Source organism: Enterobacter sp. 186315, assembly GCF_053290175.1.
In genome coordinates this window covers 221971-247499 of the sequence record NZ_JBPTTK010000001.1, presented here as the reverse complement: position 1 = coordinate 247499, position 25529 = coordinate 221971, and the positions used below count along the sequence as shown (strand labels likewise).

At 56.1% G+C, this 25529-nt stretch carries 22 protein-coding genes; 13 read left to right on the top strand and 9 right to left on the bottom strand.

The window, feature by feature from the left end:
• Positions 1 to 98: 98 nt before the first annotated feature.
• Together ACSVHP_RS01195 and ACSVHP_RS01190 are read right to left on the bottom strand one after the other, a co-directional pair.
• Positions 99 to 1622, bottom strand: coding sequence for an EAL domain-containing protein (locus ACSVHP_RS01195; protein WP_447550698.1), 1524 nt, complete (start codon positions 1620 to 1622; stop codon positions 99 to 101).
• Positions 1623 to 1754: 132 nt separating this feature from the next.
• Positions 1755 to 3143, bottom strand: coding sequence for a M24 family metallopeptidase (locus tag ACSVHP_RS01190; protein WP_447550697.1), 1389 nt, complete (start codon positions 3141 to 3143; stop codon positions 1755 to 1757).
• A 310-nt stretch (positions 3144 to 3453) separates the two neighbouring features.
• Here ACSVHP_RS01190 and ACSVHP_RS01185 point away from each other — a divergent pair, with 310 nt between their 5' ends.
• Positions 3454 to 3672, top strand: a complete 219-nt coding sequence (locus ACSVHP_RS01185) for a hypothetical protein (RefSeq protein ID WP_234675265.1) — start codon at positions 3454 to 3456, stop codon at positions 3670 to 3672.
• Between the two features lie 47 nt (positions 3673 to 3719).
• On the opposite strand, the gene ACSVHP_RS01180 is transcribed toward ACSVHP_RS01185, so the two are convergent.
• Positions 3720 to 4586 carry an aldo/keto reductase family oxidoreductase gene (locus tag ACSVHP_RS01180; protein ID WP_447550696.1) on the bottom strand — a complete coding sequence of 289 codons (867 nt, stop codon included), beginning with the start codon at positions 4584 to 4586 and terminating at the stop codon, positions 3720 to 3722.
• Between the two features lie 142 nt (positions 4587 to 4728).
• On the opposite strand from ACSVHP_RS01180, the gene tcp reads away from it, so the two are divergent.
• Positions 4729 to 6393: a methyl-accepting chemotaxis citrate transducer gene (gene tcp / locus ACSVHP_RS01175; protein WP_447550695.1), complete on the top strand. Its 1665-nt coding sequence runs from the start codon at positions 4729 to 4731 to the stop codon at positions 6391 to 6393.
• 11 nt (positions 6394 to 6404) lie between these two features.
• Here tcp and smrA read toward each other — a convergent pair whose 3' ends face one another.
• Together smrA and ACSVHP_RS01165 are read right to left on the bottom strand one after the other, a co-directional pair.
• Entirely contained in the window at positions 6405 to 6968 is a 564-nt protein-coding gene (gene smrA / locus ACSVHP_RS01170; protein WP_447550694.1) for a DNA endonuclease SmrA, read from the bottom strand.
• Positions 6969 to 7334: 366 nt separating this feature from the next.
• On the bottom strand, positions 7335 to 8246 hold the full coding sequence (locus ACSVHP_RS01165) for a LysR family transcriptional regulator (RefSeq protein WP_234675261.1): 912 nt from the start codon (positions 8244 to 8246) through the stop codon (positions 7335 to 7337).
• Positions 8247 to 8421: 175 nt separating this feature from the next.
• Between ACSVHP_RS01165 and ACSVHP_RS01160 the strand changes: the two genes are divergently transcribed.
• The 6 genes from ACSVHP_RS01160 to uspE all read left to right on the top strand — a co-directional run bounded on the left by ACSVHP_RS01160 (position 8422) and on the right by uspE (position 15300).
• On the top strand, positions 8422 to 9732 hold the full coding sequence (locus tag ACSVHP_RS01160) for a M20 family metallo-hydrolase (protein WP_447550693.1): 1311 nt from the start codon (positions 8422 to 8424) through the stop codon (positions 9730 to 9732).
• Positions 9732 to 11177 (top strand): M20 family metallopeptidase, encoded by a 1446-nt coding sequence (locus ACSVHP_RS01155; RefSeq protein ID WP_447550692.1) that lies wholly within the window; start codon positions 9732 to 9734, stop codon positions 11175 to 11177. Before ACSVHP_RS01160 ends, ACSVHP_RS01155 begins: the two co-directional genes overlap by 1 nt.
• Before the next feature lie 49 nt (positions 11178 to 11226).
• Positions 11227 to 12753 carry a p-aminobenzoyl-glutamate transporter gene (abgT, locus tag ACSVHP_RS01150; RefSeq protein ID WP_447550691.1) on the top strand — a complete coding sequence of 509 codons (1527 nt, stop codon included), beginning with the start codon at positions 11227 to 11229 and terminating at the stop codon, positions 12751 to 12753.
• A 9-nt stretch (positions 12754 to 12762) separates the two neighbouring features.
• Positions 12763 to 13278 carry a methylated-DNA--[protein]-cysteine S-methyltransferase gene (gene ogt / locus ACSVHP_RS01145; RefSeq protein WP_234675257.1) on the top strand — a complete coding sequence of 172 codons (516 nt, stop codon included), beginning with the start codon at positions 12763 to 12765 and terminating at the stop codon, positions 13276 to 13278.
• A gap of 183 nt (positions 13279 to 13461) precedes the next feature.
• Positions 13462 to 14214, top strand: coding sequence for a fumarate/nitrate reduction transcriptional regulator Fnr (gene fnr / locus ACSVHP_RS01140; protein ID WP_234675256.1), 753 nt, complete (start codon positions 13462 to 13464; stop codon positions 14212 to 14214).
• 135 nt (positions 14215 to 14349) lie between these two features.
• Complete coding sequence (gene uspE, locus ACSVHP_RS01135; RefSeq protein WP_234675255.1) at positions 14350 to 15300, top strand: universal stress protein UspE; 951 nt, start codon at positions 14350 to 14352, stop codon at positions 15298 to 15300.
• A gap of 106 nt (positions 15301 to 15406) precedes the next feature.
• Here uspE and ACSVHP_RS01130 read toward each other — a convergent pair whose 3' ends face one another.
• The 3 genes from ACSVHP_RS01130 to pntA form a co-directional block, all read right to left on the bottom strand.
• Positions 15407 to 16519 (bottom strand): mechanosensitive ion channel family protein, encoded by a 1113-nt coding sequence (locus ACSVHP_RS01130; protein ID WP_234675254.1) that lies wholly within the window; start codon positions 16517 to 16519, stop codon positions 15407 to 15409.
• A gap of 112 nt (positions 16520 to 16631) precedes the next feature.
• Positions 16632 to 18020 carry a Re/Si-specific NAD(P)(+) transhydrogenase subunit beta gene (pntB, locus tag ACSVHP_RS01125; protein WP_447550690.1) on the bottom strand — a complete coding sequence of 463 codons (1389 nt, stop codon included), beginning with the start codon at positions 18018 to 18020 and terminating at the stop codon, positions 16632 to 16634.
• Positions 18021 to 18030: 10 nt separating this feature from the next.
• A complete protein-coding gene (gene pntA / locus ACSVHP_RS01120) occupies positions 18031 to 19560 on the bottom strand; it encodes a Re/Si-specific NAD(P)(+) transhydrogenase subunit alpha (protein WP_234675252.1) in 1530 nt (509 codons plus the stop codon).
• 535 nt (positions 19561 to 20095) lie between these two features.
• Between pntA and ydgH the strand changes: the two genes are divergently transcribed.
• From ydgH to folM, 3 genes are all read left to right on the top strand, one after another.
• Entirely contained in the window at positions 20096 to 21040 is a 945-nt protein-coding gene (ydgH, locus tag ACSVHP_RS01115) for a DUF1471 family protein YdgH (protein ID WP_447550689.1), read from the top strand.
• A gap of 185 nt (positions 21041 to 21225) precedes the next feature.
• The gene (locus ACSVHP_RS01110) at positions 21226 to 22608 is read left to right on the top strand and encodes an amino acid permease (RefSeq protein WP_447550688.1); all 1383 of its coding nucleotides are present in this window, start codon (positions 21226 to 21228) and stop codon (positions 22606 to 22608) included.
• 37 nt (positions 22609 to 22645) lie between these two features.
• Complete coding sequence (gene folM, locus ACSVHP_RS01105) at positions 22646 to 23368, top strand: dihydromonapterin reductase (protein ID WP_447550687.1); 723 nt, start codon at positions 22646 to 22648, stop codon at positions 23366 to 23368.
• On the opposite strand, the gene ACSVHP_RS01100 is transcribed toward folM, so the two are convergent.
• Complete coding sequence (locus tag ACSVHP_RS01100) at positions 23365 to 23700, bottom strand: GlpM family protein (protein WP_447550686.1); 336 nt, start codon at positions 23698 to 23700, stop codon at positions 23365 to 23367. The two genes, folM and ACSVHP_RS01100, sit on opposite strands and share 4 nt — an antisense overlap.
• A 128-nt stretch (positions 23701 to 23828) precedes the next feature.
• On the opposite strand from ACSVHP_RS01100, the gene rstA reads away from it, so the two are divergent.
• Both rstA and ACSVHP_RS01090 read left to right on the top strand, forming a co-directional pair.
• The gene (gene rstA, locus ACSVHP_RS01095) at positions 23829 to 24545 is read left to right on the top strand and encodes a two-component system response regulator RstA (protein WP_417313739.1); all 717 of its coding nucleotides are present in this window, start codon (positions 23829 to 23831) and stop codon (positions 24543 to 24545) included.
• 275 nt (positions 24546 to 24820) lie between these two features.
• Positions 24821 to 25081, top strand: a complete 261-nt coding sequence (locus ACSVHP_RS01090; protein WP_447550685.1) for a hypothetical protein — start codon at positions 24821 to 24823, stop codon at positions 25079 to 25081.
• Positions 25082 to 25529: the final 448 nt, after the last annotated feature.

Sequence of the window (25529 nt, the reverse complement as noted above, 5' to 3'; positions counted from 1 at the left end):
TAAATACAGTATTACGGATTATGGGCAGGGATCAAGCCGCTTTCAGGAAGAAGTGTCCAAACGCGTTGATGTTTAGGGGATTTAAGCGAGGCAGAGCGCTACTCCACCCTGACCTTCACTTTCGGCTTCGACAGCAAAATTTTGATCAGCTCAATGAACGGCACGGGCCGGAAGAAGTAGTACCCCTGCTGGAAGGTGATGTTATTGCGGTTGAGGTAATCAAGCTGGGCTTTGGTTTCGACCCCTTCCGCGACGATGCTTATCGAGAGCTTACGCGCCAGATCCAGCACGCAGTCGAGAAGCAGCGTCGAATCCTCGTGCTCGTCCACCCGGCTGACAAAACTCTGGTCGATCTTGATGTAGTCAATATGCAGATCTTGCAGGTAGGACAGCCCGCTATATCCGGTGCCAAAGTCGTCCAGCGCAATGGCAAAACCGTTTTCGTGCAGCACGTTCAGGGTCTGCACAAGGCGCTCGTCGATGTCCAGCGGCTCCCGCTCCGTCACCTCCAGCACCAGATTTAAGTCCTTGCGTATAAAGCTGTTTTTGTATCTAAGGCACTCTTCCACAAAGGTAGGCATGGCAATATGCGACGCGCTGAAGTTAATCCCGATGTGAAACCCTTCCGGCAGCCTGCTGGAAATGTCGTTCATCTGCTTCGCCACCTGCGCCATCAGGCTTCGCGTCAGCGGAACAATCAGCCCGGACTTTTCCGCAATCGGGATAAACGAGGCCGGAGAGATAAACCCGGCGCTGGGGTGCTTCCATCGCGCCAGCACCTCAACGCCGCGCAGCGTCCCTTCTCTGCCGTTCATCACCGGCTGATAAAACGGCACGATTTCGCCCCGGGCAATGGCACCGCGAAGCGACTCTTCAGGCGGCGGGCTTTTGTTCAGATATTTGTACAGCGCGCAGGCGGTAAGGCACGACATCAGCAGTAAAAACAGCAAAATACCGCCGCCCTGCGTCACCAGCCGGTACAGGCTGAACATCGGAGGGAAGGTGTATTCGATGCTGTAGGGATAACCCACGGCGTGAACCCGGCCAACGTGCTGCTGCGCCGCGTTCAGGGTCACCACATCACCGGAGGTCGACAGCGTGGAATTTCCCACCCGTAATGAATAGGTCACGCCCGTCAGCGGGATGCCCAGCGCGTCCCGGATATGGCGATCGCTCATGGAAACCATAATCCGGTTTTTCGCCACATCCACCTGATAGATAAGAACGGGCAGACCGTTCACCGTGCTGTTTGCGGGCAACAACACGAGCGGCGAATCGGGCAAGTTCAGCGCATTTCGCAGCAGGATCCGATTACCCGGCAGGGATGAACAGACAATTTGCCCCTGCTTAACGATGAGCAGCGTTCTGAGATGTGGTTGCAGCGCCGCCTCGGTCGCCAGCTGGTATTGCCCCTCCAGGCTACAGCCTTTCTCCGCTATCGCTCTGGCGACACGGGTGGCATGGCGCGCCTCCGCCAGAATCGTGTTCATATTCTTCACGGCGTACTTCGCCCCCGCCAGGCTGTCCGCGCGGGCGGAATACCAGAGCTGGGTATTAAGAATAAACACCCCGGCAATAAAAAGCGTCACTGCTGCGATAAAAGGAACGAGGGCATTGCGCATAACGTATCCTGGGCATGGGTAAGTACGATTACGCTGACGGCATTTACGGCGCGGAGTGCGGGAAATACAAAGAGCATGGTCGACAAAAACAAAAATAACCATGCTCTTTGCAACAACTTTTCCACTCAGGGTTTAGCGGGTGAAGGCTTTATCCTTCGCAAGGAAGAAAGGACGCAAATAAGCGACCGTGCTGGACAGCGGTATCACGTCATCGCTCAGGTTAATCTTAAGCACGTCAATAATATAACGCCTGCGGGCCTCGATCCTTGCCCACAGCTCAGGACAGGCGCGTTTGATCTCGTCCTGAAGCTCACGCCCGGCCAGCGCGATGCTCTCTTCGGCGCTGGTGCCGGTATAGCCCGGCACGGACGGAATAATATCTATCTGCACAATCATGCCGCTTTTCAGGGTTTGCGTGGAGCCGTTAAAAATGGGGGACGACATCCACTCTTCATCGGCGCTGAGATGCCCCGGATTAAGATGCCAGCCATATTTCGCTTTTGGCAGAACGGACTCTATCAGGCTATACATCTCCCCGCCCGTCATGCCGATGTGAATATTTTCAAGCCAGGCCACGACCGCACCGAAATAGGGTTTTACCACGCGCTCGAGGTACTCTTTTTGCGTTTCCGGCAGTTCGCTTTCGTCGGCAATCACAAACCCGGTGCGGCTGGAAAGCCCGCCTTTAAATCCGGTAGTCATGGAGAGCGGCTGACCGCGCAGCACCGGCTTATGCGTGGGATAGAGATTCGCTTTTTCAAAGCGCTGGCCCGCGGCGGCAATGGTCACCACCGTATTGTACTGGCCTTCCGCCGTCAGATACTGCCCCAGATCCACCTCACGAATGCCCGGCTCTACCGCATTCATGGCGTTCAGAATGCAGTTCGACGCGAGATTCGCGCCGTATTCGTAGTGCGCGATCTCATTCGCGTTGTTGGTGATGCGCGCGCCGTTCTCCCCGCCGATAAAAAGGTGCGCCGCGTTTTCAACGATGGCGTCGTCAGGAAGGCTCTTTTTAACGGCGTCGACGATAAACCAGGGTAAATCGAAACGCTGTCGCAGAACGGCGTGACCGGAGGTGAACATCTTCCAGCCCACCAGCCCCACGCGGTGCATCTCGCTCAGCCCGGTATCACGGAGTAGATCCTCCAGCGGCCTGTCGTTATCCATAGGCTGATTGGGCAATGAGAAACAGGGAGCATGCTTAAGGGTGGCGGGAATGCGCGAGTGTGCGGCCATTTTCAGGTTTTCATTGCCGAGGATCAGGGTCGCGGCGCCGTTTTTCGCCAGCACCAGCAGCCCTTCTTCAAAGCGGGGAATAAAGCCGGTCAGGTATTCAAAATTGCTGCCATGCTCTTTGTCGGCGTAAAGGATAAGCGCGTCAAACCCTTCGGCAGCCATGCGCGCAAGCACGGCGTCTTTACGCGCCTGCATCGTCGCATCGCTAAGCGGTACGGGCGCAACGTCGGTAAACTGCGGCGGCGCAACGGTGGTCTGAAGCTGAAACGCATTAAAATCCATATAGTTATCCTCACGTTTTTCTTGCCACAGTAAAGGATACGGCGCGATGAGGCCAACGCCCGCTGGCCGTTATGCGGCAGCGCCAAAACCTAAAGATCGTTTCTGTGATGGAGGCAGCATTTTGGCCCCCAACGTTTCGGGTGAAAGTAGACTTTGGTAAGTGATTCTCACCATCACTTATTAATGACTTAAATCAAAGGAAACAGAACTAACCCACTAACTCACGACTCACTATATATTGACTTAAAAACTGAGCAGGTGCATATTTCACAGCACGAAAGAACAAGACTATTTTTGGAGACTGTTTTCTATGCCATCCCGTGATTATCCTGACAAGCGTGCTGCTCGCGGTTTAGCAAAGGATGCTGACCTGAAGATGTTAAGCGCCAGAGTAGACGAAGACTTAATGGAGTATGTCAGAGCGACCGCGTTTGAAACGCGTAAAAGCAAGCAGGAGATTGTGGCGGAGGCGCTGGCGCTTCACCGTCAAAATCGCCGGGCAGAAGCCACGCCAACCGATGCTCGTTGAGCAGGCAGCAGGCCCGAATGATTCGCATCCGGGCTGCCGTTTTTCGCTTAATCTACCAGCGAATTAAGCGTATCGATCGCGTCAGCGGGTAACACCAGATCGCCTGCCGCCAGGTTTTGCTGCAAATGCGCCACCGACGAGGTGCCGGGGATCAGCAGAATATTCGGCGAACGTTGCAGCAGCCAGGCCAGCGCCACCTGCATCGGCGTGGCGCCGAGCGAATCCGCAACCGCCTGTAGCCCGGAAGACTGCAACGGCGTAAAGCCTCCCAGCGGGAAGAACGGCACGTAAGCGATCCCCTGCGCGGCCAGCGCGTCGATCATCGCGTCATCACCACGGTTCACGATGTTGTACATGTTCTGTACGCAGACCACGGACACCATTTTCTGCGCGTCAGCCACCTGTTTCGCGGTTACGTTGCTCAGGCCGATATGGCGCACCAGCCCCTGCTGCTGGAGTTCCGCCAGGGTGGTCAGCGGCTCGGTGAGATCCCCTTCCGCCGGACCATGCGTGCTGAACATCGCCCGCAGGTTCACCACGTCGAGCACGTCGAGCTTCAGGTTGCGCAGGTTGTCGTGTACCGCCTGGGTCAGCTCCTTCGCGGAAAACGCGGGCAGCCACGAGGCATCCTCGCCGCGCCGCGCGCCGATTTTGGTCACGATGGTGAGGTTGTCGCGATACGGATGCAGCGCCTCGCAAATCAGCTGGTTCGTGACGTGCGGGCCGTAAAAATCGCTGGTATCAATATGATCCACCCCGGCCTCTACCGCCGCCCGCAGGACATCCAGCGCCGCCCGTTTGTCCTTCGGCGGGCCAAACACCCCCGGCCCGGCCAGCTGCATCGCACCGTAGCCCAGTCGCACCACGGTGCGCGTTCCTAAAGCAAAACGTCCGCTTTTTTCAATGCTGCTCATGTCACCCTTCCTCAAAAAAATGATCCGGATTTACAACAGGTTCCGGTATGGAACAATTAGTTAAGCAATAGTTAAATTAAAGTTTAAATTCGCTACGTCGATAGTAGTTGGGCAACCCCTGCACTTATAACGGATGACCGCTATGCTGAAAAATCTGCACGTGATTACCGGAATTGTCTTTGCCCTCACCATATTCTGTCTGCTGCAAGTTGTCACGGGAGGCTTGTTCTACTCGGCCGTGAGCAGCGATCGCCATAATTTCCAGAACTCCGGGGTGCTTAACGCCCAGCAGGAGAGTCTGAGCGACAGCGTGAACACGCTGGTGAAAACGCGCGTCACCGTCACCCGCGTGGCGATCCGCTATCTGAAAAACCAGCGCGATCCGGCGTCGCTGGCGGCCATCAACAAACTGCTCGGCACCGCCGCAGACTCGCTGGCTAAGGCGGAAGCCTATAACAGCGCCTGGCAGAAAATGCCGCAGGTTAACGGCCAAAACGCCGCGTTAACGCAAGAGATGCAGACGGCCTGGAGCCAGATGCACGAGGTGTTGCGCCTGTCGATTGACTACCTGCGCGCCGATAACTATCAGGCCTACGGCGACCTCGACGCGCAGCAGGCGCAGGACAATATGGAGGCGGTCTACGGCCGCTGGCGCGCCGAAAACAATACCCTGCTGAAAGCCGCCGCCGAGGAGAACCAGAGAAGCTTTACCCACATGCAGTGGACGCTGGCGGGCATTTTCCTCGCCGTTATCGCCGTGCTGGTGGTGATCTGGCAAGGGTTGCAGCACCTGCTGTTAAAACCGCTTAAAACCATTATGAACCATATTCGCACCATCGCTGGCGGCGATCTGACCCACAGCATCGATCGGGGTAGCCGAAATGAGATGGGACAGCTGGCGGCGGGCCTGCACGACATGCAGCAGTCGCTGGTGAAAACGGTCAGCGCCGTGCGCGGCAGCACCGACTCCATCTACTCGGGCGCTGGTGAAATCGCCGCCGGCAGTAACGATCTCTCGGCGCGCACCGAACAGCAGGCCGCCTCGCTGGAAGAGACGGCCGCCAGCATGGAAGAGCTAACGGCAACGGTAAAACAGAACTCCGATAACGCCCGCCAGGCGACCCAGCTTGCGAAAAACGCCTCCGAAACCGCCGCGCGCGGGGGACGCGTAGTGGATAACGTTGTCCGTACCATGACGGAAATTGCCGACAGCTCACAGCAAATCGCGCACATTACCGGCGTTATCGACAGCATCGCCTTCCAGACCAACATTCTGGCGCTCAACGCCGCCGTAGAGGCCGCCCGAGCGGGTGAACAGGGCCGTGGATTTGCGGTGGTGGCGGGCGAAGTGCGCACCCTGGCCAGCCGCAGCGCCCAGGCGGCAAAAGAGATCAAGGGGCTTATCGAGAACTCCGTCAGCCGGGTGAGTACCGGCTCTGACCAGGTGAGCGAGGCGGGAGCGACCATGAAGGAGATTGTCGCCGCCGTCACCCGCGTGACCGATATCATGGGCGAGATTTCGTCGGCATCGGACGAGCAGAGTCGGGGCATTGAGCAGGTCAGCCTGGCGGTGTCGCAGATGGACAGCGTGACGCAGCAAAACGCCGCGCTGGTCCAGGAGTCGGCAACCGCCGCGGCGGCGCTGGAAGATCAGTCTGAACAGCTGCGTCAGGCCGTGGCCGCGTTTCGTCTGAATTCTCAACATCAAACCCAGGCTCCCCGCCCTGCGCCGCAGAAAGCGCCGCAGCCGCTGCGCCCGTCAACCGCGTCGGCAGGCGCAACCGACGGGAACTGGGAAACGTTCTGAGGATAATCGGGTTAGCGGCTGCGCTTGGCGTGCCGCTCCCAGTTTTCCTGTTTCGCTTCGTCAGATTTTCGCAGGGCGACGTAGCAGGCGCCGCTTCCGCCGTGATGGGGCAGCGCCACGCAAAAGGCCTGAACCGCGTCGAATTCGGTGAGCCAGCGCGCCAGATAGCTTCTCACCACGTTCGGGTGCGAGTTCTCCTCGCGCCCTTTGCCGTGAATGATGATCAGATTGCGCAGCCCGTCGCGCTCGGCCTGGCGGATAAACGAAAACAGCATCTGCCGACACTTCTCGGCGGGCTGGCGTAACAGGTTGAGGCTGGCCTGACGGGTATATTTTCCTGCGCGGAGCTTATCAATCACGCCCTGCTGCAAGCCTTCACGCTGAAAGGCTAACGGCTCGGCCAGTGGGACGAGTTCCAGAAAGCCGAGGGTTAAGAAGTTATCGAGCTGCTCGGTGTCGATCTCCTGCCGGGTGCGGGCGTTGCGGCTCGGCTGCCAGTGCAAATCCGCACGGCGCTTCAGGGGCTGGACATCCTCCATGGCGTCAAGAAAGAGTGATTTGTCGTCAGGGTTCATGAGCATTCTCCGGCTACATCTGAGCCTGTACTATACCTGCGCCTGACGGGGGTCTCAACGACCGCCCGGCTACCGGAAAGGTAAATAAATATTATAATAATAAGCTGGCGAATATATTAAATAAGATGAATGAAAATCATTAAACCTAACTTAAGTAAAATTTCAGCATTAGTAAAATATGAAATTTAAGTTAAAAATTAGTGAAATCAATCGCCAGGGAGCCTTTCATTTTTAGCAAAAGGTGTTATAACTAAATATACCTGCCCTAAGGATAAAATATGCGGGACTCGTGAAAGGATGCACTGCTGTGTGTACTATAGGGTCTGTCTGATGTCGGACAGGCTCTGTTTTTTTATTATGGCTTATTCACTCTGAAATTATCTTCCGCGCTTCCCTTCTGAACTGCGTAATAAGCGATTCGGTAAGCGGCGTCTGGCGTGAATCACGGCGCTGAATTAAATAATAGGCGGCTTTTGGTAAAGACTCGGCAACGGGCAGCATCACCAGGCGGTGCGCCAGCAGCGGGTCACAGCCCAGCTCCTGCGGTAAAATGCTGAGAAAATCGCTTTGTGCGACCAGGCTTATGCAGGACGAAAAGGTTTCGCAGACAATGCCAATCTGCGGTATTTGCGAGCGGTGACTAAATATATCTTGTAATTGCTTATAATAACTCCCCCGCGGCGTTGGCATCGTCCAGTTATAATTCAGTAAATCGTTAATCGATTTTGCCCCTATCGCCGGATGACCTTCCCGACAGAATATCGCGAACGGTTTTTCAAACAGTTTTTCAAACGTGAACTCATGATCGTAAGGCCCCTGGAAATAGGTATTAATGGTAAAGTCCAGCTCGCCCTGGCGCAGCTCGTTGATCATTGAGACCAGCTGTCCCTCCATAATGCGCACCTTCACCAGCGGGTGCTGCGCGTGAAACCGGGTGATCACCGCAGGCATCAGGCTGCGTGAAATACTCGCCCCCATGCCGATGTTGATTTGCCCCGCCAGCTGTCCCTGACGCTGGCGGATGTCGTCCTGCGCGGCGCGCAGCTCTTCCAGGATCAGGTTTGCGTGCTGGTAGAAGCTCTCTCCGCATTCGGTCAGCGCAACCCCTTTACTGCGACGCACAAAAAGCTGTGCGGCAACGCCCTCTTCCAGCTCTTTAATCGACTTCGTGAGCGCCGGTTGCGAAAGATTTAGCGCCCGGCTGGCACCCCGAATGCTGCCCTGTCGCGCCACTTCGACAAATGCGCGGATTTGATGAAATTTAACCTGATATGACATAGCCCGACCGATAACCGTTGTTTATCAGAGTAAAGAAATTGTCATCTACTTTAATGTAAATGGATGTGCGAGGGTAATTCCTGAACGGTTAAAACTGTGAAAAAACGGTTAGTGATAAGTAAAAACTATCACAGCGTGAAGCAGTTCACATATTTTAATGATAACAGGACAGGCTATGGATTTACTGGCGCAATACATTCAGACCCTAACCCCGCAGCTGACCGCATGGCGGCGCGATTTTCATCACTTTGCTGAATCTGGCTGGGTAGAGTTTCGTACCGCGGCGAAGATCGCGGAGATTTTAGACGGCCTTGGCTATGAGCTGGCGATGGGCCGCGACGTGGTCGATGCCGAAAGCCGCATGGGGCTGCCGGACGCCGCCACGCTGGCGCACGAGTTTGCCCGCGCCCGTGAACAAGGGGCGCCTGAAAAATGGCTGGCACCGTTTGAAGGCGGATTCACCGGCATTGTGGCGACCCTGAATACCGAACGCCCCGGCCCGACCCTGGCGTTTCGCGTGGACATGGACGCGCTCGATCTCAGCGAAGCGCTGGACGACAGCCATCGCCCGTTCCGCGACGGGTTTGCCTCCTGCAACGCGGGCATGATGCACGCCTGCGGCCACGACGGGCACACCACCATCGGGCTGGGGCTGGCGAAGGTGCTCAAAGAGAACGAAGCGCAGCTCAACGGCACCGTCAAGCTGATCTTCCAGCCGGCGGAAGAAGGCACGCGCGGCGCGCGGGCGATGGTGGCCGCCGGGGCGCTGGACGGCGTGGACTACTTTACCGCCATTCATATCGGCACGGGCGTGCCTGAGGGCACGGTAATCTGCGGCAGCGATAACTTTATGGCCACCACCAAATTTGACGTGCGCTTTACCGGCGTGGCGGCCCACGCGGGCGGCAAACCGGAGGAAGGCCGCAACGCCCTGCTCGCCGCCGCGCAGGCCGCCCTTGCCCTTCACAGCATTGCGCCCCACAGCGAAGGCGCATCGCGCGTGAACGTCGGCGTAATGCAGGCGGGCAGCGGGCGCAACGTCGTCCCGGCCAACGCGCTGCTTAAGATTGAAACCCGGGGTGAAAGCGAAGCCATCAACCGCTACGTGTTTGAACGCGCGCAGGAGGTCATTACCGGCGCGGCGGCGCTGTACGGGGTGACGGCGGACACGCAGCTTATGGGGGCGGCGACCTCAAGCTCGCCTTCCCCGGCCTGGGTGGCCTACCTGCGCGAACAGGCAAGCGGGGTGGCGGGCGTGGTTAACGCCATCGATAAGGTCAAAGCCCCCGCCGGCTCGGAAGATGCCACGTTAATGATGGCGCGCGTACAGCAAAACGGCGGCATGGCCTCCTATATGGTGTTTGGCACCGAACTGAGCGCCGGGCATCACAACGAAAAATTCGACTTCGACGAGCGCGTCATGAGCGTCGCCATCGAAACCCTGGCGCGAACCGCGCTCAACTTCCCGTGGGCACGAGGTGTTTAATGCAGGACAAATACGCTTTTATCGCTGACGCGATCGACACGCGATGTCAGACGTTTACGGCGATTGCCGACGATATCTGGGATCATCCCGAAACGCGCTTCGAAGAGTTCTGGTCTGCCGAACGCCTCGCCTGCGCTCTGGAAGCCGAGGGTTTTACCCTGACGCGCGAGGCCGGGGATATTCCGAATGCCTTTATTGCCAGCTACGGCAGCGGCAGGCCGATCATCGCCCTGCTCGGCGAATACGATGCCCTGGCCGGGCTGAGCCAGCAGGCGCGCTGCGCCAGCGAACAATCCGCCACGCCGGGGGCGAACGGTCACGGCTGCGGCCATAACCTGCTGGGCACGGCGGCGCTGGCGGGCGCCGTGGCGGTAAAGAGCTGGCTGGAGCAGCACGGCGGCAGCGGAACGGTCCGGTTTTATGGCTGTCCGGGAGAAGAAGGCGGCTCCGGGAAAACCTTTATGGTGCGTGAAGGGCTGTTTGACGATGTCGATGCCGCCGTCACCTGGCACCCGGAAGCCTTTGCCGGGATGTTTAACGTCAGCACGCTGGCAAATATCCAGGCCGCCTGGCGCTTTAAGGGCGTGGCCGCCCACGCGGCTAATTCCCCGCATCTGGGACGCAGCGCGCTGGACGCCGTGACGCTGATGACCACCGGCACCAATTTCCTGAACGAGCACATTATTGAAAAAGCGCGGGTCCACTACGCCATCACCGATACGGGAGGGATTTCACCTAACGTGGTGCAGGCGCAGGCGGAAGTTCTGTACCTGATCCGCGCCCCGGAGATGGCAGACGCGCAGCAGATCTACGAGCGGATCGAGAAAATTGCTCAGGGCGCCGCGATGATGACCGAAACTCGCGTCGAGCGTCGGTTTGATAAGGCCTGCTCCAGCTACCTGCCCAACCGCACGCTGGAAGGGGCGATGTATCAGGCGCTACAGCATTACGGCACGCCGGAATGGAGCGAAGAAGAGCGCCAGTTCGCCGGGGAGATCCGCGCCACCCTAAGCGCTAACGATCTGCAAAACAGCCTGAAAAATATCGCCGCCACCGGCGGTGAAGCGGGAAAAGCCTTTGCCCGTCGTCATCAGGAAACGCTGCTGGTGGATGAAGTCGCGCCTTACGCCATTACCGATAACGTGCTGGCGGGATCGACCGACGTGGGCGACGTCAGCTGGAAAATGCCGGTCGCGCAATGCTTCAGCCCCTGCTTTACCGTCGGCACGCCGCTGCATACCTGGCAGCTGGTGGCGCAGGGCCGTACCTCCATTGCGCATAAAGGGATGCTGCTGGCCGCAAAAGTGATGGGCGCGACGGCGTTACATCTGCTGCTGGACGCCGCGCTGCTTGAAAAATGCCGTGAAGAGTTTGAACAACAACGACAAGAAAAACCGTACGCGTGTCCGATCCCTCCGGGCGTGACACCGTCACCTTTAAAATAAAAAAACACAACACAACAACACAACAACGCAACAGTCCCGAGGAACGCCCATGAGTATGTCATCCATACCTTCGCATTCCCCATCCGGTAAGCTCTATGGCTGGGTTGAAAGGATCGGTAATAAAGTGCCGCACCCTTTCCTGCTTTTTATCTATTTGATTGTGATTTTGATGGTCGCGACCGCCGTGCTCTCCGCCTTTGACGTGAGCGTGCGCAGTCCGGCAGACGGCAGCCAGGTAGTGGTAAAAAACCTGCTTAGCGTGGAAGGGCTGCACTGGTTTTTACCGAACGTGATTAAAAACTTCAGCGGCTTTGCCCCGCTGGGGGCGATTCTGGCGCTGGTACTTGGCGCCGGGCTTGCGGAACGCGTGGGGCTGCTGCCCGCGTTAATGGTCAAGATGGCCTCTCACGTCAGCGCGCGCTACGCCAGCTATATGGTGCTGTTTATCGCCTTCTTCAGCCACATCTCGTCCGACGCCGCGCTGGTGATCATGCCGCCGATGGGGGCGCTGATTTTCCTCGCCGTCGGACGTCACCCCGTCGCCGGTTTGCTGTCAGCCATCGCGGGCGTGGGCTGCGGCTTTACCGCCAACCTGCTGATTGTCACCACCGACGTGCTGCTGTCGGGGATCAGTAACGAAGCGGCAAAAACTATCGATGCAGCCATGCACGTCAGCGTGATCGACAACTGGTACTTTATGGCCAGCTCGGTGGTGGTGCTGACGATTGTCGGGGGGCTTATCACCGATAAAATTATCGAACCGCGCCTCGGGAAATGGGAAGGCCGCAGCGATGAAAAGCTGGAAACGCTCGGTAAAGAGCAGCAGTTCGGCCTGCGGGTCGCCGGGATCGTTTCGCTGGCGTTTATCGCCGTGGTCGCGCTGATGGTCGTGCCCGAGAACGGCGTGCTGCGCGATCCGGTTAAACATACCGTACTGCCTTCGCCGTTTATTCAGGGCATTGTGCCGCTGATTATTCTCTTCTTCTTTGTGGTATCGCTGGCCTACGGCATCGCCACCGGCAAAATCCGTCGTCAGGGCGATCTGCCCCACCTGATGATAGAGCCGATGAAGGAGATGGCGGGCTTTATCGTCATGGTGTTCCCGCTGGCGCAGTTCGTGGCGATGTTTAACTGGAGCAACATGGGCAAGTTTATGGCCGTGGGGTTGACGGACGCGCTGGAAACGGCCGGGCTGAGCGGCGTCCCGGCGTTTGTCGGGCTGGCGCTGCTGTCATCCCTGCTGTGCATGTTTATCGCCAGCGGCTCGGCTATCTGGTCGATTCTCGCGCCCATCTTCGTGCCGATGTTTATGATGCTCGGGTTCCATCCGGCGTTTGCGCAGATCCTGTTCCGTATTGCCGACTCGTCGGTGATCCCGCTCGCGCCGGTATCACCGTTCGTACCGCTGTTTTTGGGCTTCCTGCAACGTTACAAACCCGAAGCCAAACTGGGTACCTACTATTCGCTGGTCTTGCCCTATCCGCTTATCTTTTTAGGGGTATGGCTGGTCATGCTGGTGGCATGGTATCTTGTCGGCCTGCCGATAGGACCGGGGATATACCCAAGGTTAAACTAAGGATAGAGGATGCTGAGATTACTCGAAGATAAGATTGCCACCCCGCTCGGCCCGCTGTGGGTGATTGCGGACGAAGCGTTCAATCTGCGCGCCGTCGAGTGGGAAGAGCACAGCGATCGGATGGTCGAACTGCTCGACATTCATTATCGCTTGCAGGGTTACGAACGCATCCGTGCCAGCAATCCGGGCGGGCTGAGTGATAAGCTCGCCGCATATTTTGAGGGCGATCTCGGCATTATTGATACCCTGCCAACCGCCACGGGGGGAACGCCCTTCCAGCGTGAGGTATGGCAGGCGCTGCGCAGCATTCCCTGCGGTCAGGTGATGCATTACGGGCAGCTTGCCGAACAGCTGGGCCGTGCAGGGGCAGCACGGGCGGTGGGCGCGGCAAATGGCTCCAATCCGGTCAGTATTGTGGTGCCGTGTCATCGCGTCATTGGGCGTAACGGCACCCTGACTGGCTATGCCGGCGGCGTGCAGCGTAAGGAGTGGTTACTGCGCCATGAGGGGTATCTTCTGCTCTAGATCCCAGGCTTTTTGTGCTTAATTTTCTTCCGGTTAGGCTAATAATCCATAATCAAGCTGTGGAATTTCAAGAAGATGGCGGCACATTGCCGCCACTTGTCCTCATTGATGGTTTACCAGGCTTACGTCCTCCCCAAAAAGATGTTAAAATTGACCAATATCAATTAAGGCTTGAGCAAACCTATGATCCCGGAAAAGCGAATTATACGACGCATTCAATCTGGCGGTTGTGCTATCCATTGTCAGGATTGCAGCATCAGCCAGCTTTGTATCCCGTTTACCCTGAATGAGCACGAGCTTGATCAGCTTGATAATATTATCGAGCGTAAAAAGCCGATTCAGAAAGGCCAGACGCTGTTCAAAGCCGGAGATGAACTGAAATCGCTGTATGCTATCCGTTCTGGCACCATCAAGAGCTACACCATTACCGAACAAGGCGACGAGCAGATCACCGGCTTCCATCTGGCGGGTGACCTGGTAGGCTTTGACGCCATCGGCACTGGCCATCACCCGAGCTTTGCTCAGGCCCTCGAAACCTCAATGGTCTGTGAAATCCCGTTCGAAACCCTGGACGATCTGTCCGGTAAAATGCCAAACCTGCGCCAGCAGATGATGCGTTTGATGAGCGGTGAGATCAAAGGCGATCAGGACATGATCCTGCTGCTTTCTAAAAAGAATGCAGAAGAGCGTCTGGCCGCGTTTATCTATAACCTCTCCCGCCGCTTCGCAGAGCGTGGTTTCTCACCGCGTGAGTTCCGCCTGACGATGACGCGTGGCGATATCGGTAACTACCTGGGCCTGACCGTTGAAACCATCAGCCGTCTGCTGGGTCGTTTCCAGAAAAGCGGAATGCTGGCGGTGAAAGGTAAGTACATCACCATCGAAAACGGCGAAGCGCTGGCGGTTCTCGCCGGACATACCCGCAACGTGGCGTAACCCCTTTCGCCCTTATGCCAGGTCGATAAATTTCCTGATTTATTGATCTGGCAAAAATTTCCCCCCTGTTTCATTCAAGATATATAGGTTACTCTTTTAATTACAGACTGTGGTGACAGTAGTAAGGAGACCTGTATGGCCAACTATCAAAACATGCTGGTAGCAATCGATCCTAACCAGGACGATCAGCCCGCATTACGACGTGCTGTGTATTTGCATCAACGGATTGGTGGCAAAATCAAAGCGTTTTTGCCGATCTATGACTTCTCATATGAGATGACCACCCTTCTGTCGCCTGACGAGCGCACCGCAATGCGTCAGGGCGTCATCAGCCAGCGAACCGCGTGGATCCGCGAACAGGCGAAATTTTACCTGGAAGCGGGCGTGCCTATCGAAATCAAAGTGGTCTGGCATAACCGACCTTTCGAAGCCATCATTCAGGAAATTGTCAGCGGTAATCACGATCTGCTGCTGAAGATGGCGCACCAGCATGACAAGCTGGAATCCGTGATCTTCACCCCAACCGACTGGCATCTGCTGCGCAAATGCCCTTGCCCGGTGTGGATGGTAAAAGACCAGCCGTGGCCGGAAGGCGGGAAAGCCGTGGTGGCGGTGAACCTTGCCAGCGAAGAGGATTATCATAATTCTCTGAACGAGAAGCTGGTGAGAGAAACCCTTCACCTTGCCGAGCAGGTTAACCATACCGAGGTCCATCTGGTCGGCGCTTACCCTGTCACGCCAATCAACATCGCCATCGAACTGCCTGAATTTGATCCAAGCGTCTATAACGATGCCATTCGCGGGCAGCATCTGCTGGCGATGAAAGCATTGCGCCAGAAATTCAGCATCGATGAGAAAATGACGCACGTTGAAAAAGGCCTGCCTGAAGAGGTCATTCCTGACCTGTCAGAACATCTTCAGGCCGGGATTGTGGTGCTGGGCACCATTGGCCGTACCGGGATCTCCGCCGCCTTCCTGGGCAACACCGCCGAACAGGTTATCGACCACCTGCGCTGCGACCTTCTGGTGATTAAGCCGGATCAGTATCAAACGCCGGTTGAGCTGGACGACGACGAAGACGATTAACCCACGACGCCCGGCGGCGCAGGCTTGCCGGGCCTACATGACCGTAGGCCGGGTAAGCGTTAGCGCCACCCGGCAGTAAAAAGCCCGCCAATCAGGCGGGCTTTTTTTATCGCGCGTCGGTCACCGGCTGCATGGGCGAATCATCCCCGGCATTCATCCAGGGCGCGTGGAGCACCATGCTCGGCAGCGCCAGGTTGATATCCTGCTGGTTCAGCCCTTCCAGAATACGGATATTAATCTCCTGCTGAATATCCATGTATTTATTGTAATCGGCGGTGTTCACGATATGGACCACCTCAAAGGTCAGACGGTCGCGATCGAAACCCAGGAAATGGGCGCGGTCGAATTTGGTTTCCCCCACGTCCGTAATGATCTGTTTAACCATATCGCCAATGGAGCGCAGCTTGTCCGGCGGCGTGTCGCTCGCGACCCCGAAGGTGAACACAATGCGGCGCGTCTGCATACGCTTGTAGTTATGCAGCGTCTGCTGAAGCAGGATGGCGTTCCCGCAGACGATTTGCTCGCCGCTCAGGCTGCGGATGCGGGTGGTTTTCAGGCCAATGTGTTCAACCGTACCCGCCACGTCGTTAAACACCACAAAATCACCGATTTCGAACGGCTTGTCGAAGCCGATCGACAGCGAGGCAAAAACATCGCTCAGGATGGTTTGCACCGCAAGCGCAATCGCGATACCCCCTACCCCAAGGCTCGCAACCAGAGCAGTGATGTTGACGCCCGCATTGGCAAGAATAGACAGCAGCATCACTGACCAGACGATAGCGCGCAGAATCAGCCCCGTGATCACCAGCGTAACGGGGTTTTTATGGGTGCCCGGCGCCAGCATGACGTGGTGTAACCAGGAGACAACCCCTTGATCCATCCACAGCGCGACCTGAATAGCGAAGACCAGGAACCAGGCGTGGCTGACGGTGCTAAAAAGATGGTCCGGCAGGTTAACGAAGCGCAGGCTGAAAAGCAGCGCGACCACAAACAGCAGGATCCGACTGGTGCGATTAAGCATATCCGTCAGCACAAAGCGCATCCGGTTAGTCGACGGATGCTTGTCGCCCCAGGTGGTGATGCCCTTCTTCACGAAGGCGATAAGGCGCGTCAGCAGCCAGTACACCAGCAGGGTCACAATGACGACCGTGGCGACGCCCACCCAGAATGTTGGCGCCATCATCAGTTCAATGATGTCGAAGCGGGACAGAAATTGCATTACACCTCCTCGTCTTAAGCAAAGCTAAAAGTATAGACAGGGAGAGTGAGCCGGCGGCAGAAATAGGAAAACCGCCCCGAAGAGCGGTTTTTTTTAAAGATACCCGAAAAGATTACAGCGCTTTCAGAATCGCATCCACGCTGGCTTTCGCATCGCCAAACAGCATGTGGGTGTTCTCTTTGAAGAACAGCGGGTTCTGAACGCCTGCATAGCCGGTGTTCATCGAGCGTTTGAAGACAATCACGTTCTGCGCCTTCCACACTTCCAGAACCGGCATTCCGGCGATTGGGCTGCGCGGATCGTCCTGCGCCGCCGGGTTAACGGTATCGTTCGCGCCGATGACCAGCACCGTGTCGGTATCGGAGAAATCATCGTTGATCTCGTCCATTTCCAGCACGATGTCGTAAGGCACTTTCGCCTCCGCCAGCAGTACGTTCATGTGGCCTGGCAGACGTCCGGCAACCGGGTGAATACCAAAGCGCACCTTAATCCCACGCGCGCGCAGTTTTTCGGTGATTTCAGCCACCGGATACTGCGCCTGCGCCACCGCCATGCCGTAGCCCGGGGTGATAATGACCGTGTGCGAGTTTTTCAGCATCTCAGCGGTCTCTTCCGCGCTGATTTCGCGGTGCTCGCCCACTTCTTCATCACTGCCCGTTGAGGAACCGTCGGAGCCGAAACCGCCAGCGATCACGCTGATAAACGAACGGTTCATCGCCTTACACATGATGTAAGACAGGATCGCACCGGAAGAACCCACCAGCGCACCGGTCACGATCAGCAGGTCGTTGCTCAGCATAAAGCCCGCTGCCGCCGCTGCCCAACCGGAGTAGGAGTTCAGCATCGACACCACCACCGGCATATCCGCTCCGCCGATAGAGGCCACCAGATGCCAGCCGAAGGCCAGCGCGATGATGGTCATCACCAGCAGCGCCAGAACCTGCAAGCCCACGCTTTCGGTACGCACGAAGATCACCAGCAGCACAAACGACACCACCAGCGCCGCCAGATTCAGCTTGTGACGGTTAGGCAGCATAAGCGGTTTAGACGAAATCTTGCCGCGCAGTTTGCCGAACGCCACGATGGAGCCGGTGAAGGTCACCGCACCAATGAAGATGCCGAGGAACACTTCGGTCAGATGGATATTGACCAGAATCGGCTCCAGGCCCGGTTCGTGATACAGGTAGCTGTTGAAGCCTACCAGCACCGCGGCCAGACCCACAAAGCTGTGCAGGATCGCCACCAGCTCAGGCATTTCGGTCATTTCAACGCGCTTCGCCAGGCGAATACCGATAGCACCACCGATAATCATCGCCACCAGGATCCATGCAACGTTACCGGTGTCCGGCCCGAAGATGGTGGCGATCAGCGCAATCGCCATCCCGGCGATACCGAAGTTGTTACCCTGCTGGGAGGTTTCGTGTTTCGAAAGCCCCGCCAGACTGAAAATAAACAGGATCGCAGCAACAATGTATGCGGCTGTTACTAATCCTCCAGACATATGCTACCCCTTAGCCTTTACGAAACATTTTCAGCATGCGCTGAGTCACGGTGAAACCACCGAAAATATTGATACTGGCGATCAGCACCGCGATAAAGCTCAGGAAGCTGATCCAGCCGCCGTGACCAATTTGCAGCAACGCCCCGACCACGATGATCCCGGAGATGGCGTTAGTGACCGACATTAACGGCGTATGCAGCGCGTGAGAAACGTTCCACACCACGTAGTAGCCCACTACGCAGGAGAGCGCGAAGACGGTGAAGTGACCGAGGAACTCTTTCGGCGCGACGTCTGCCAGCCAGCCGAACAGAATTATCACCAGCGCCATGATCGCGTATTTGCGCCACGGGGAAGCCGGTTTGGCAGGCTCTTTTGGCTCCGGTGCCGCTTTTGGTGCCGCCTGAGGCTGGGCAGAAACCTGAATTGGCGGCGCAGGCCAGGTGATTTCACCTTCGCGCACCACCGTTACGCCGCGCACGACCACGTCGTCGAAATCAACGGTGATGTTGCCGTCTTTCTCTTTGCACAGCAGCTTGAGCAGGTTAACGAGGTTGGTGCCGTAAAGCTGGGAAGACTGGGTTGGCAGACGGCCAGGCAGATCGGTATAGCCGATAACCTTCACGCCGTTCGCGGTAGTCGTCACCTGGTTTGGCACGGTGTATTCGCAGTTACCGCCGTTTTGCGCCGCCAGATCGACAATCACGCTGCCCGGATTCATGGAATCAACCATTTCGCGGGTGATCAGCTTCGGTGCCGGTTTACCCGGGATCAGCGCGGTGGTGACAATAATATCGACCTCTTTCGCCTGCGCCGCAAACAGTTCCATTTCCGCTTTAATGAAGGCTTCAGACATCACCTTCGCGTAACCATCACCGCTGCCCGCCTCTTCCTTGAAGTCCAGCTCGAGGAATTCGGCGCCCATGCTTTGAACCTGTTCCTTTACTTCCGGACGGGTGTCAAACGCACGCACGATAGCGCCGAGGCTGTTTGCCGCGCCAATCGCCGCAAGACCGGCCACGCCAGCGCCGATGACCATCACTTTCGCAGGGGGAACCTTGCCCGCGGCGGTGATCTGGCCGGTAAAGAAGCGTCCGAACTCGTGGGCCGCTTCGACGATCGCGCGATAACCGGCGATATTCGCCATCGAACTTAATGCATCCAGAGACTGCGCGCGCGAAATACGCGGCACCGAGTCCATCGCCATCACGGTCACGTTGCGCGCCGCCAGCTTCTCCATCAGCTCCGGGTTTTGTGCAGGCCAGACGAAGCTCACCAGCGTGGTGCCCGGATTCAGCAGCGCAATTTCACTCTCTTCCGGTGCGTTCACCTTAAGAATGACGGGCGACTGCCATACCTCTGCACCCTCGACTATTTCAGCTCCGGCCTGAACGAACGCGTCGTCGTCGAAACTTGCCAGTTTGCCCGCGCCGCTCTCAACCGCGACGGTAAAACCCAGTTTAAGCAGTTGCTCCACCGTTTTCGGTGTTGCCGCTACGCGGGTTTCATTGGCTAACCGTTCTTTTGGTACCCCAATACGCATAGTTTTCCCTTCCATCGGTTATTGATGATGGTTTGTCGATAAATACCCGAGATTTGATTCAACTTTCGCCATCCTGATAGCGGCGACAAATGATTAACCCCGGAAAATAAAACAGTAACAAACTTTCTATAACCTACTGAAAATAACGCCTGCGATCTACCGCCAGAAAACACTATTTCTTACTTTATCTGTGAAAAATAAGCGAACGGCGCCTCTGGCAGAGATATTTACCTTAAATTCATTGCCACAACCGATAAATCGCGCAAGCGGAGCGGTAAAAACATGATATAGCGCCATATCAGAACAACTCATTAACATTAAATTAACTTGTATAAGTCATATGCTTTATCAGTTTTGCTTGTCAAACGTCTGTTTTTTCAACATATCACCAAATGTTATCGGATCATGTTCTGCACGGCGCACAGGCTGTGAAAAATGGCGCAGACAGCGACGGGTTATAAATGCAATAATCGAGGCCGTTTCAAATTAACAACATTACCAGTATATGGTTTGCGCAAGGCGAAGGATTATTTTTATGAAGCTTAAGAACACACTCCTGGCGTCCGCACTTCTTTCCGCGACCGCCCTGTCCGCGAATGCTGCGACAGAGTTAACGCCGGAGCAAGCGGCAGCGTTAAAACCTTTTGACCACGCGGTCATTGTGGGTCGTTACAACGCGATTAGCGACGCCGTCGCAGCCGCATCAAAAACTGCCGATAAAAACGGTGCAGCCTCATTTTACGTTGTCGATCAGTCTGACTACGGCAACAGCGGTAACCAGCGCGTGACCATTGCGCTGTATAAAGACGACGCGCCGAAAGCCGACGCGACGAAAAACCGCGTGATTAACGGCGTGGTTGAATTGCCAAAAGATCAGGCAATTCTGCTGGAGCCTTACGACACCGTCACCGTTCAGGGCTTTTACCGCAGCCAGCCTGAAGTAAACGACGCCATCACCAAAGCCGCGAAAAAGAAAGACGCTTACGCTTTCTATATCGTGCGTCAGGTTGATGCGAACCAGGGCGGCAACCAGCGCATTACCGCGTTCATCTATAAACAAGATGCGAAAAAACGCGTCCTGCAAAGCCCTGACGTGATCCCGGCGAACTCCGACGCGGGTCGTGCGGCGTTGGCGAAAGGCGGTGAAGAAGCGAAGAAAGTGGAAATCCCGGGCGTGGCGACCTCTGCCGCACCAAGCGCTGAAGTGGGCCGCTTCTTCGAAACCCAGTCCACCAAAGGCGGTCGTTACTCCGTGACCCTGCCGGACGGGACCAAAATTGAAGAGCTGAACAACGCCACCGCCGCGCAGATGGTGCCGTTCGACAGCGTCAAGTTCACCGGTAACTACGGCAACATGACGGAAGTCTCTTATCAGGTCGCGAAACGCGCGGCGAAGAAAGGGGCGAAGTTCTACCACATCACCCGCCAGTGGCAGGAACGTGGTAACAACGTGACCATCAGCGCCGATCTGTACAAGTAACAAAACGCTTTCACACGGGCGGCCCCAGGCCGCCTTTTTTGTTACTTTTTTTCTGATTTCTGTCACACATCATTGCATGACTTCGTGACTCTCCGTAAAATCCCGCGCCTTAGTGTGATCCACCATTTTTATGCGCCTTTGCGAAATAATTATTCTGGATTGAGAACTTTCATAACAGGAAGCCAATGGAAAAGAAACTTGGCCTGAGTGCTTTAACTGCACTTGTTTTAAGCTCAATGCTGGGTGCAGGCGTATTCAGTTTGCCGCAGAACATGGCGGCGGTAGCCAGCCCTGCCGCGTTACTGATTGGCTGGGGGATCACCGGCGTTGGGATCTTAATGCTGGCCTTCGCCATGCTGCTGCTGACCCGTATTCGCCCCGACCTCGACGGCGGCATTTTCACCTATGCCCGTGAAGGCTTCGGTGAGCTGATCGGCTTCTGTTCCGCATGGGGATACTGGCTGTGCGCGGTTATCGCCAACGTCTCTTATCTGGTCATCGTCTTCTCTGCCCTGAGCTTCTTTACCGATACCCCCGAGCTGCGCCTGTTCGGTGATGGCAACACCTGGCAGTCCATCGTCGGCGCGTCAGTGCTGCTGTGGTTCGTCCACTGGCTGGTGCTGCGCGGCGTGCAAACCGCGGCCAGTATCAACCTGGTCGCGACCCTGGCCAAACTGGTTCCTCTCGGCCTGTTTGTGGTGCTGGCGTTTATTGCTTTCCGCATGGACGTCTTTAACCTCGACTTTACGGGGGTTGCGCTGGGCGTCCCGGTCTGGGAACAGGTGAAAAACACCATGCTGATCACCCTGTGGGTGTTTATCGGCGTGGAAGGTGCGGTGGTGGTTTCCGCCCGTGCGCGCAATAAGCGCGACGTGGGCCGGGCGACGCTGCTGGCGGTTCTCGCCGCGCTGGGCGTGTATCTGCTGGTGACCCTGCTCTCTCTGGGCGTGGTGGCGCGTCCTGAGCTGGCTGAAATGCGTAATCCGTCGATGGCCGGACTGATGGTGAAAATGCTCGGTCCCTGGGGGGATGTGGTCATCGCCGCCGGGCTGATTGTGTCCGTGTGCGGAGCCTATCTGAGCTGGACAATTATGGCGGCGGAAGTGCCTTTCCTTGCGGCCACGCACAAGGCGTTCCCGCGCCTGTTTGCGCGTCAGAATAAAAACAACGCGCCGTCGGCCTCTCTGTGGCTGACCAACATCAGCGTGCAGGTGTGTCTGGTGCTGATCTGGCTCACAGGTTCGGACTATAACACCCTGCTGACCATCGCCTCCGAGATGATTCTGGTACCTTATTTCCTGGTGGGTGCATATCTGCTGAAGATCGCCACCCGCCCGGCGCACTACGCCGTGGGTATCGGCGCCTGTATTTACGGGCTATGGTTGTTGTATGCTTCCGGCCCGATGCACCTGCTGCTGTCAGTGGTGCTCTACGCGCCGGGCCTGCTGGTGTTTATCTATGCACGTCGTACGCATCAGCTGGACAACGCGCTCAAACGCCGCGAGATGGCGCTAATTGGCTTATTGCTGGTTGCTGCCGTACCGGCCACGTGGATGTTAATGGGATAGCGCCGCTTTCCCATTGTTGAACGGAAAGGAGACTACGATGGGAAAATCACCGCACCGCCCTATTCTCATCACAGGCGCAGGCCGTCGCATCGGCCTCGCCATCGCCCATCATTTTCTCAATCTTCACCATCCGGTGATCGTCAGCTATCGCAACGACTATCCGTCGATTGACGGGCTGCGCAGCGCCGGCGCGGTCTGCATTCAGGCCGATTTTTCCAGCGATGCGGGCATTCTCGACTTTGCAGAGAAGGTAAAATCGCAAACCAACGGGCTGCGGGCGATTATTCACAACGCCAGCGCCTGGCTGGCAGAGAAGCCGGGCACGTCCCTGAGCGATACGCTCGCGTGCATGATGCAGATCCACGTTAACGCCCCGTACCTGCTTAACCATGCGCTTCAGGATTTGTTACGCGGTCACGGACATGCGGCAAGCGATATTATTCACTTTACCGATTACGTGGTGGAGCGCGGTAGCGACAAGCATATCGCCTACGCGGCCAGTAAAGCCGCGCTGGATAATATGACCCGCTCGTTCGCGCGCAAGCTGGCGCCGGAGGTAAAAGTGAACGCCATTGCGCCCTCGCTGATCCTGTTTAACGAGGGAGATGACGCCGAATATCGCCAGCAGGCGCTGAATAAATCGCTGATGAAAATCGCACCTGGTGAAAAAGAGATTATCGATCTTATCGACTATCTGCTGACCAGCTGTTACGTCACCGGAAGAACCTTCGCCGTTGATGGCGGTCGCCCGCTACGCTAGTGGAGGCGGCTCCAGAAAAAGATTAATACCCAGGCGCTGAGGCTCCAGCAGACAACGGCTCCGCCCAGCGCCAGCGGCAAACGCATCACGCCGGTGAAGTACCACAGCGACAGCAGGTAGAGAAAATAGGGAATGATTGACCACATCCCGAACACGATGGTGGTGCGCAGCGCCTCGATGCCCCGCTCCGACGCCACGATATAGTGCGCAATCAGCGCAAAGGTCGGGAAGAGCGGGATCAGCCCGGCAATGTAGTAGTTCTTCGTTTTTGCCAGAATCCCAATCAATAAGACCACCAGCGCACCCAACGCGGCTTTTATCACCAGCCCCATGCTTTTCCCTATAACAATCAAGTAACAATGCGCACCAGAATAGCGGAACTGCGGTTATTTGCGAAAGATTAATGGAAGGTTAAGGTTGTGCGGTGTATGTTGGCATTTTTCGCGAACACAGACGCTGTATGAATAAGATTGTTTATGTAGAAGATGAGCCTGAGGTGGGTCAGCTGATCGCCGCCTATCTGGGTAAACACGATATGGACGTGATTGTTGAGCCTCGGGGCGATCGTGCCGAAGAGGTGGTAATGCGCGAAAACCCCGATCTGGTGCTGCTGGATATCATGCTGCCCGGCAAAGACGGGATGACGCTGTGCCGCGACCTGCGCGCCAGCTGGGACGGCCCGATAGTGCTGCTTACCTCGCTCGACAGCGATATGAACCATATTCTCTCGCTGGAGATGGGGGCTAACGACTACATCCTGAAAACCACGCCTCCTGCCGTGCTGCTTGCCCGCTTGCGGCTGCATCTGCGCCAGCGTGCAAGCGTGGAGCGCGAAACGCCCGCGCCGTCGCTTACCCCGCACAAAGCGATGCGTTTCGGCACCCTCTCTATCGATCCCGTTAACCGCCAGGTGCTGTTATCCGGCGAGCAAATCGCGCTTTCAACGGCAGATTTTGACCTGCTATGGGAGCTGGCGACCCACGCCGGACAGATTATGGACAGAGATGCGCTACTGAAAAACCTGCGCGGCGTCAGTTACGACGGTATGGATCGCAGCGTTGACGTGGCGATTTCGCGGTTGCGAAAGAAACTGCTGGATAGCGCCACCGAGCCATATCGTATAAAAACCGTTCGCAACAAAGGCTATTTATTCGCGCCACATGCCTGGGAAACGTAACGATTTCACTTAAAGCAGGTATTTATTTTTAATCCGTGTAGCAGGTTCCTTGCTATCTGCTCACACAACTGCATAATTAAGTCATACATCAGACCATTCCTAACGGGTTTTGCCAGTAGCAGCGTTATCATAAGGAAACGCACCTACCGCTCCCCCGCCCCGGCGAAAGCCGCTACATTTTATCGTTGAATATCGCCCTTTTAGCTTCGCTTACAGGAAGCCATAGACGCATTTTTCTCAAAAAATCTTGAAGTGAGGATTTAAGCCCATGACATATGTATAGCTACGATGACATAGAAAAGATAAAGACCAATCTTGAGTGGATTGTTCATCAGACAACTGCCTGCCAGCATTTGCCCACCAGCTCTGACCAAAAAGCACTCTTCAACCTTCTCGAACTCATTCAGACCTACGAAACGCTTCTTGATTTAATCAACCAGTTTGGTACATCCGTCATTGACGCGGATATCACAGAAGGCCTGTCCGTGACAGAAAGCCTTATCGCTAAGGTAAAACGCAGCTCGGAAGCCATGTAACCCGCCCGGACGGCCAATGAAAACCGTCGGTAGCGGCGGTTTGAGATTTCCCCTGCCTGCTGAACCGATTTCATGCCTTATAAGCGATAAAAAAATGAAATCGGCAGCCCTTTCAGGATCACCGCAAGCGAAATTATGACGGAAGGCTCACCTACCCGTTAACCTCAAAATAAAATTATTAATTAATCACGCAACGAAATAATAATCCAATTAAAGACAAGTTTGTGAAACATTATATATCCTGGGAATTATCGCGAATCGCACAGGATATGCAGCGAGCAGACAAGTAACAAACGATCAAAAATCAGACAGTCAAACGATCATTATCTTTAATATTTTGTAAAGAACTCGATGCGATAATTTTCTATATCATTGAAACATAAGGGGCTGTCGGGGCGCAATGTAAAATACTGATCAATATCAATAAGTTACCGCTTTGATCGTTAAC

Bases quoted from the DNA above. Each gene is read 5' to 3' on its own strand.
- ACSVHP_RS01165 (WP_234675261.1), bottom strand. From the start codon at position 8,246: ATGTCATATCAGGTTAAATTTCATCAAATCCGCGCATTTGTCGAAGTG.
- smrA (WP_447550694.1), bottom strand. From the start codon at position 6,968: ATGAACCCTGACGACAAATCACTCTTTCTTGACGCCATGGAGGATGTC.
- pntA (WP_234675252.1), bottom strand. From the start codon at position 19,560: ATGCGTATTGGGGTACCAAAAGAACGGTTAGCCAATGAAACCCGCGTA.
- uspE (WP_234675255.1), top strand. From the start codon at position 14,350: ATGGCCAACTATCAAAACATGCTGGTAGCAATCGATCCTAACCAGGAC.
- ACSVHP_RS01195 (WP_447550698.1), bottom strand. From the start codon at position 1,622: ATGCGCAATGCCCTCGTTCCTTTTATCGCAGCAGTGACGCTTTTTATT.
- ogt (WP_234675257.1), top strand. From the start codon at position 12,763: ATGCTGAGATTACTCGAAGATAAGATTGCCACCCCGCTCGGCCCGCTG.
- ACSVHP_RS01090 (WP_447550685.1), top strand. From the start codon at position 24,821: ATGTATAGCTACGATGACATAGAAAAGATAAAGACCAATCTTGAGTGG.
- ACSVHP_RS01110 (WP_447550688.1), top strand. From the start codon at position 21,226: ATGGAAAAGAAACTTGGCCTGAGTGCTTTAACTGCACTTGTTTTAAGC.
- ACSVHP_RS01190 (WP_447550697.1), bottom strand. From the start codon at position 3,143: ATGGATTTTAATGCGTTTCAGCTTCAGACCACCGTTGCGCCGCCGCAG.
- fnr (WP_234675256.1), top strand. From the start codon at position 13,462: ATGATCCCGGAAAAGCGAATTATACGACGCATTCAATCTGGCGGTTGT.
- ACSVHP_RS01155 (WP_447550692.1), top strand. From the start codon at position 9,732: ATGCAGGACAAATACGCTTTTATCGCTGACGCGATCGACACGCGATGT.
- folM (WP_447550687.1), top strand. From the start codon at position 22,646: ATGGGAAAATCACCGCACCGCCCTATTCTCATCACAGGCGCAGGCCGT.
- ACSVHP_RS01160 (WP_447550693.1), top strand. From the start codon at position 8,422: ATGGATTTACTGGCGCAATACATTCAGACCCTAACCCCGCAGCTGACC.
- rstA (WP_417313739.1), top strand. From the start codon at position 23,829: ATGAATAAGATTGTTTATGTAGAAGATGAGCCTGAGGTGGGTCAGCTG.
- abgT (WP_447550691.1), top strand. From the start codon at position 11,227: ATGAGTATGTCATCCATACCTTCGCATTCCCCATCCGGTAAGCTCTAT.
- pntB (WP_447550690.1), bottom strand. From the start codon at position 18,020: ATGTCTGGAGGATTAGTAACAGCCGCATACATTGTTGCTGCGATCCTG.
- ydgH (WP_447550689.1), top strand. From the start codon at position 20,096: ATGAAGCTTAAGAACACACTCCTGGCGTCCGCACTTCTTTCCGCGACC.
- ACSVHP_RS01100 (WP_447550686.1), bottom strand. From the start codon at position 23,700: ATGGGGCTGGTGATAAAAGCCGCGTTGGGTGCGCTGGTGGTCTTATTG.
- tcp (WP_447550695.1), top strand. From the start codon at position 4,729: ATGCTGAAAAATCTGCACGTGATTACCGGAATTGTCTTTGCCCTCACC.
- ACSVHP_RS01185 (WP_234675265.1), top strand. From the start codon at position 3,454: ATGCCATCCCGTGATTATCCTGACAAGCGTGCTGCTCGCGGTTTAGCA.
- ACSVHP_RS01180 (WP_447550696.1), bottom strand. From the start codon at position 4,586: ATGAGCAGCATTGAAAAAAGCGGACGTTTTGCTTTAGGAACGCGCACC.
- ACSVHP_RS01130 (WP_234675254.1), bottom strand. From the start codon at position 16,519: ATGCAATTTCTGTCCCGCTTCGACATCATTGAACTGATGATGGCGCCA.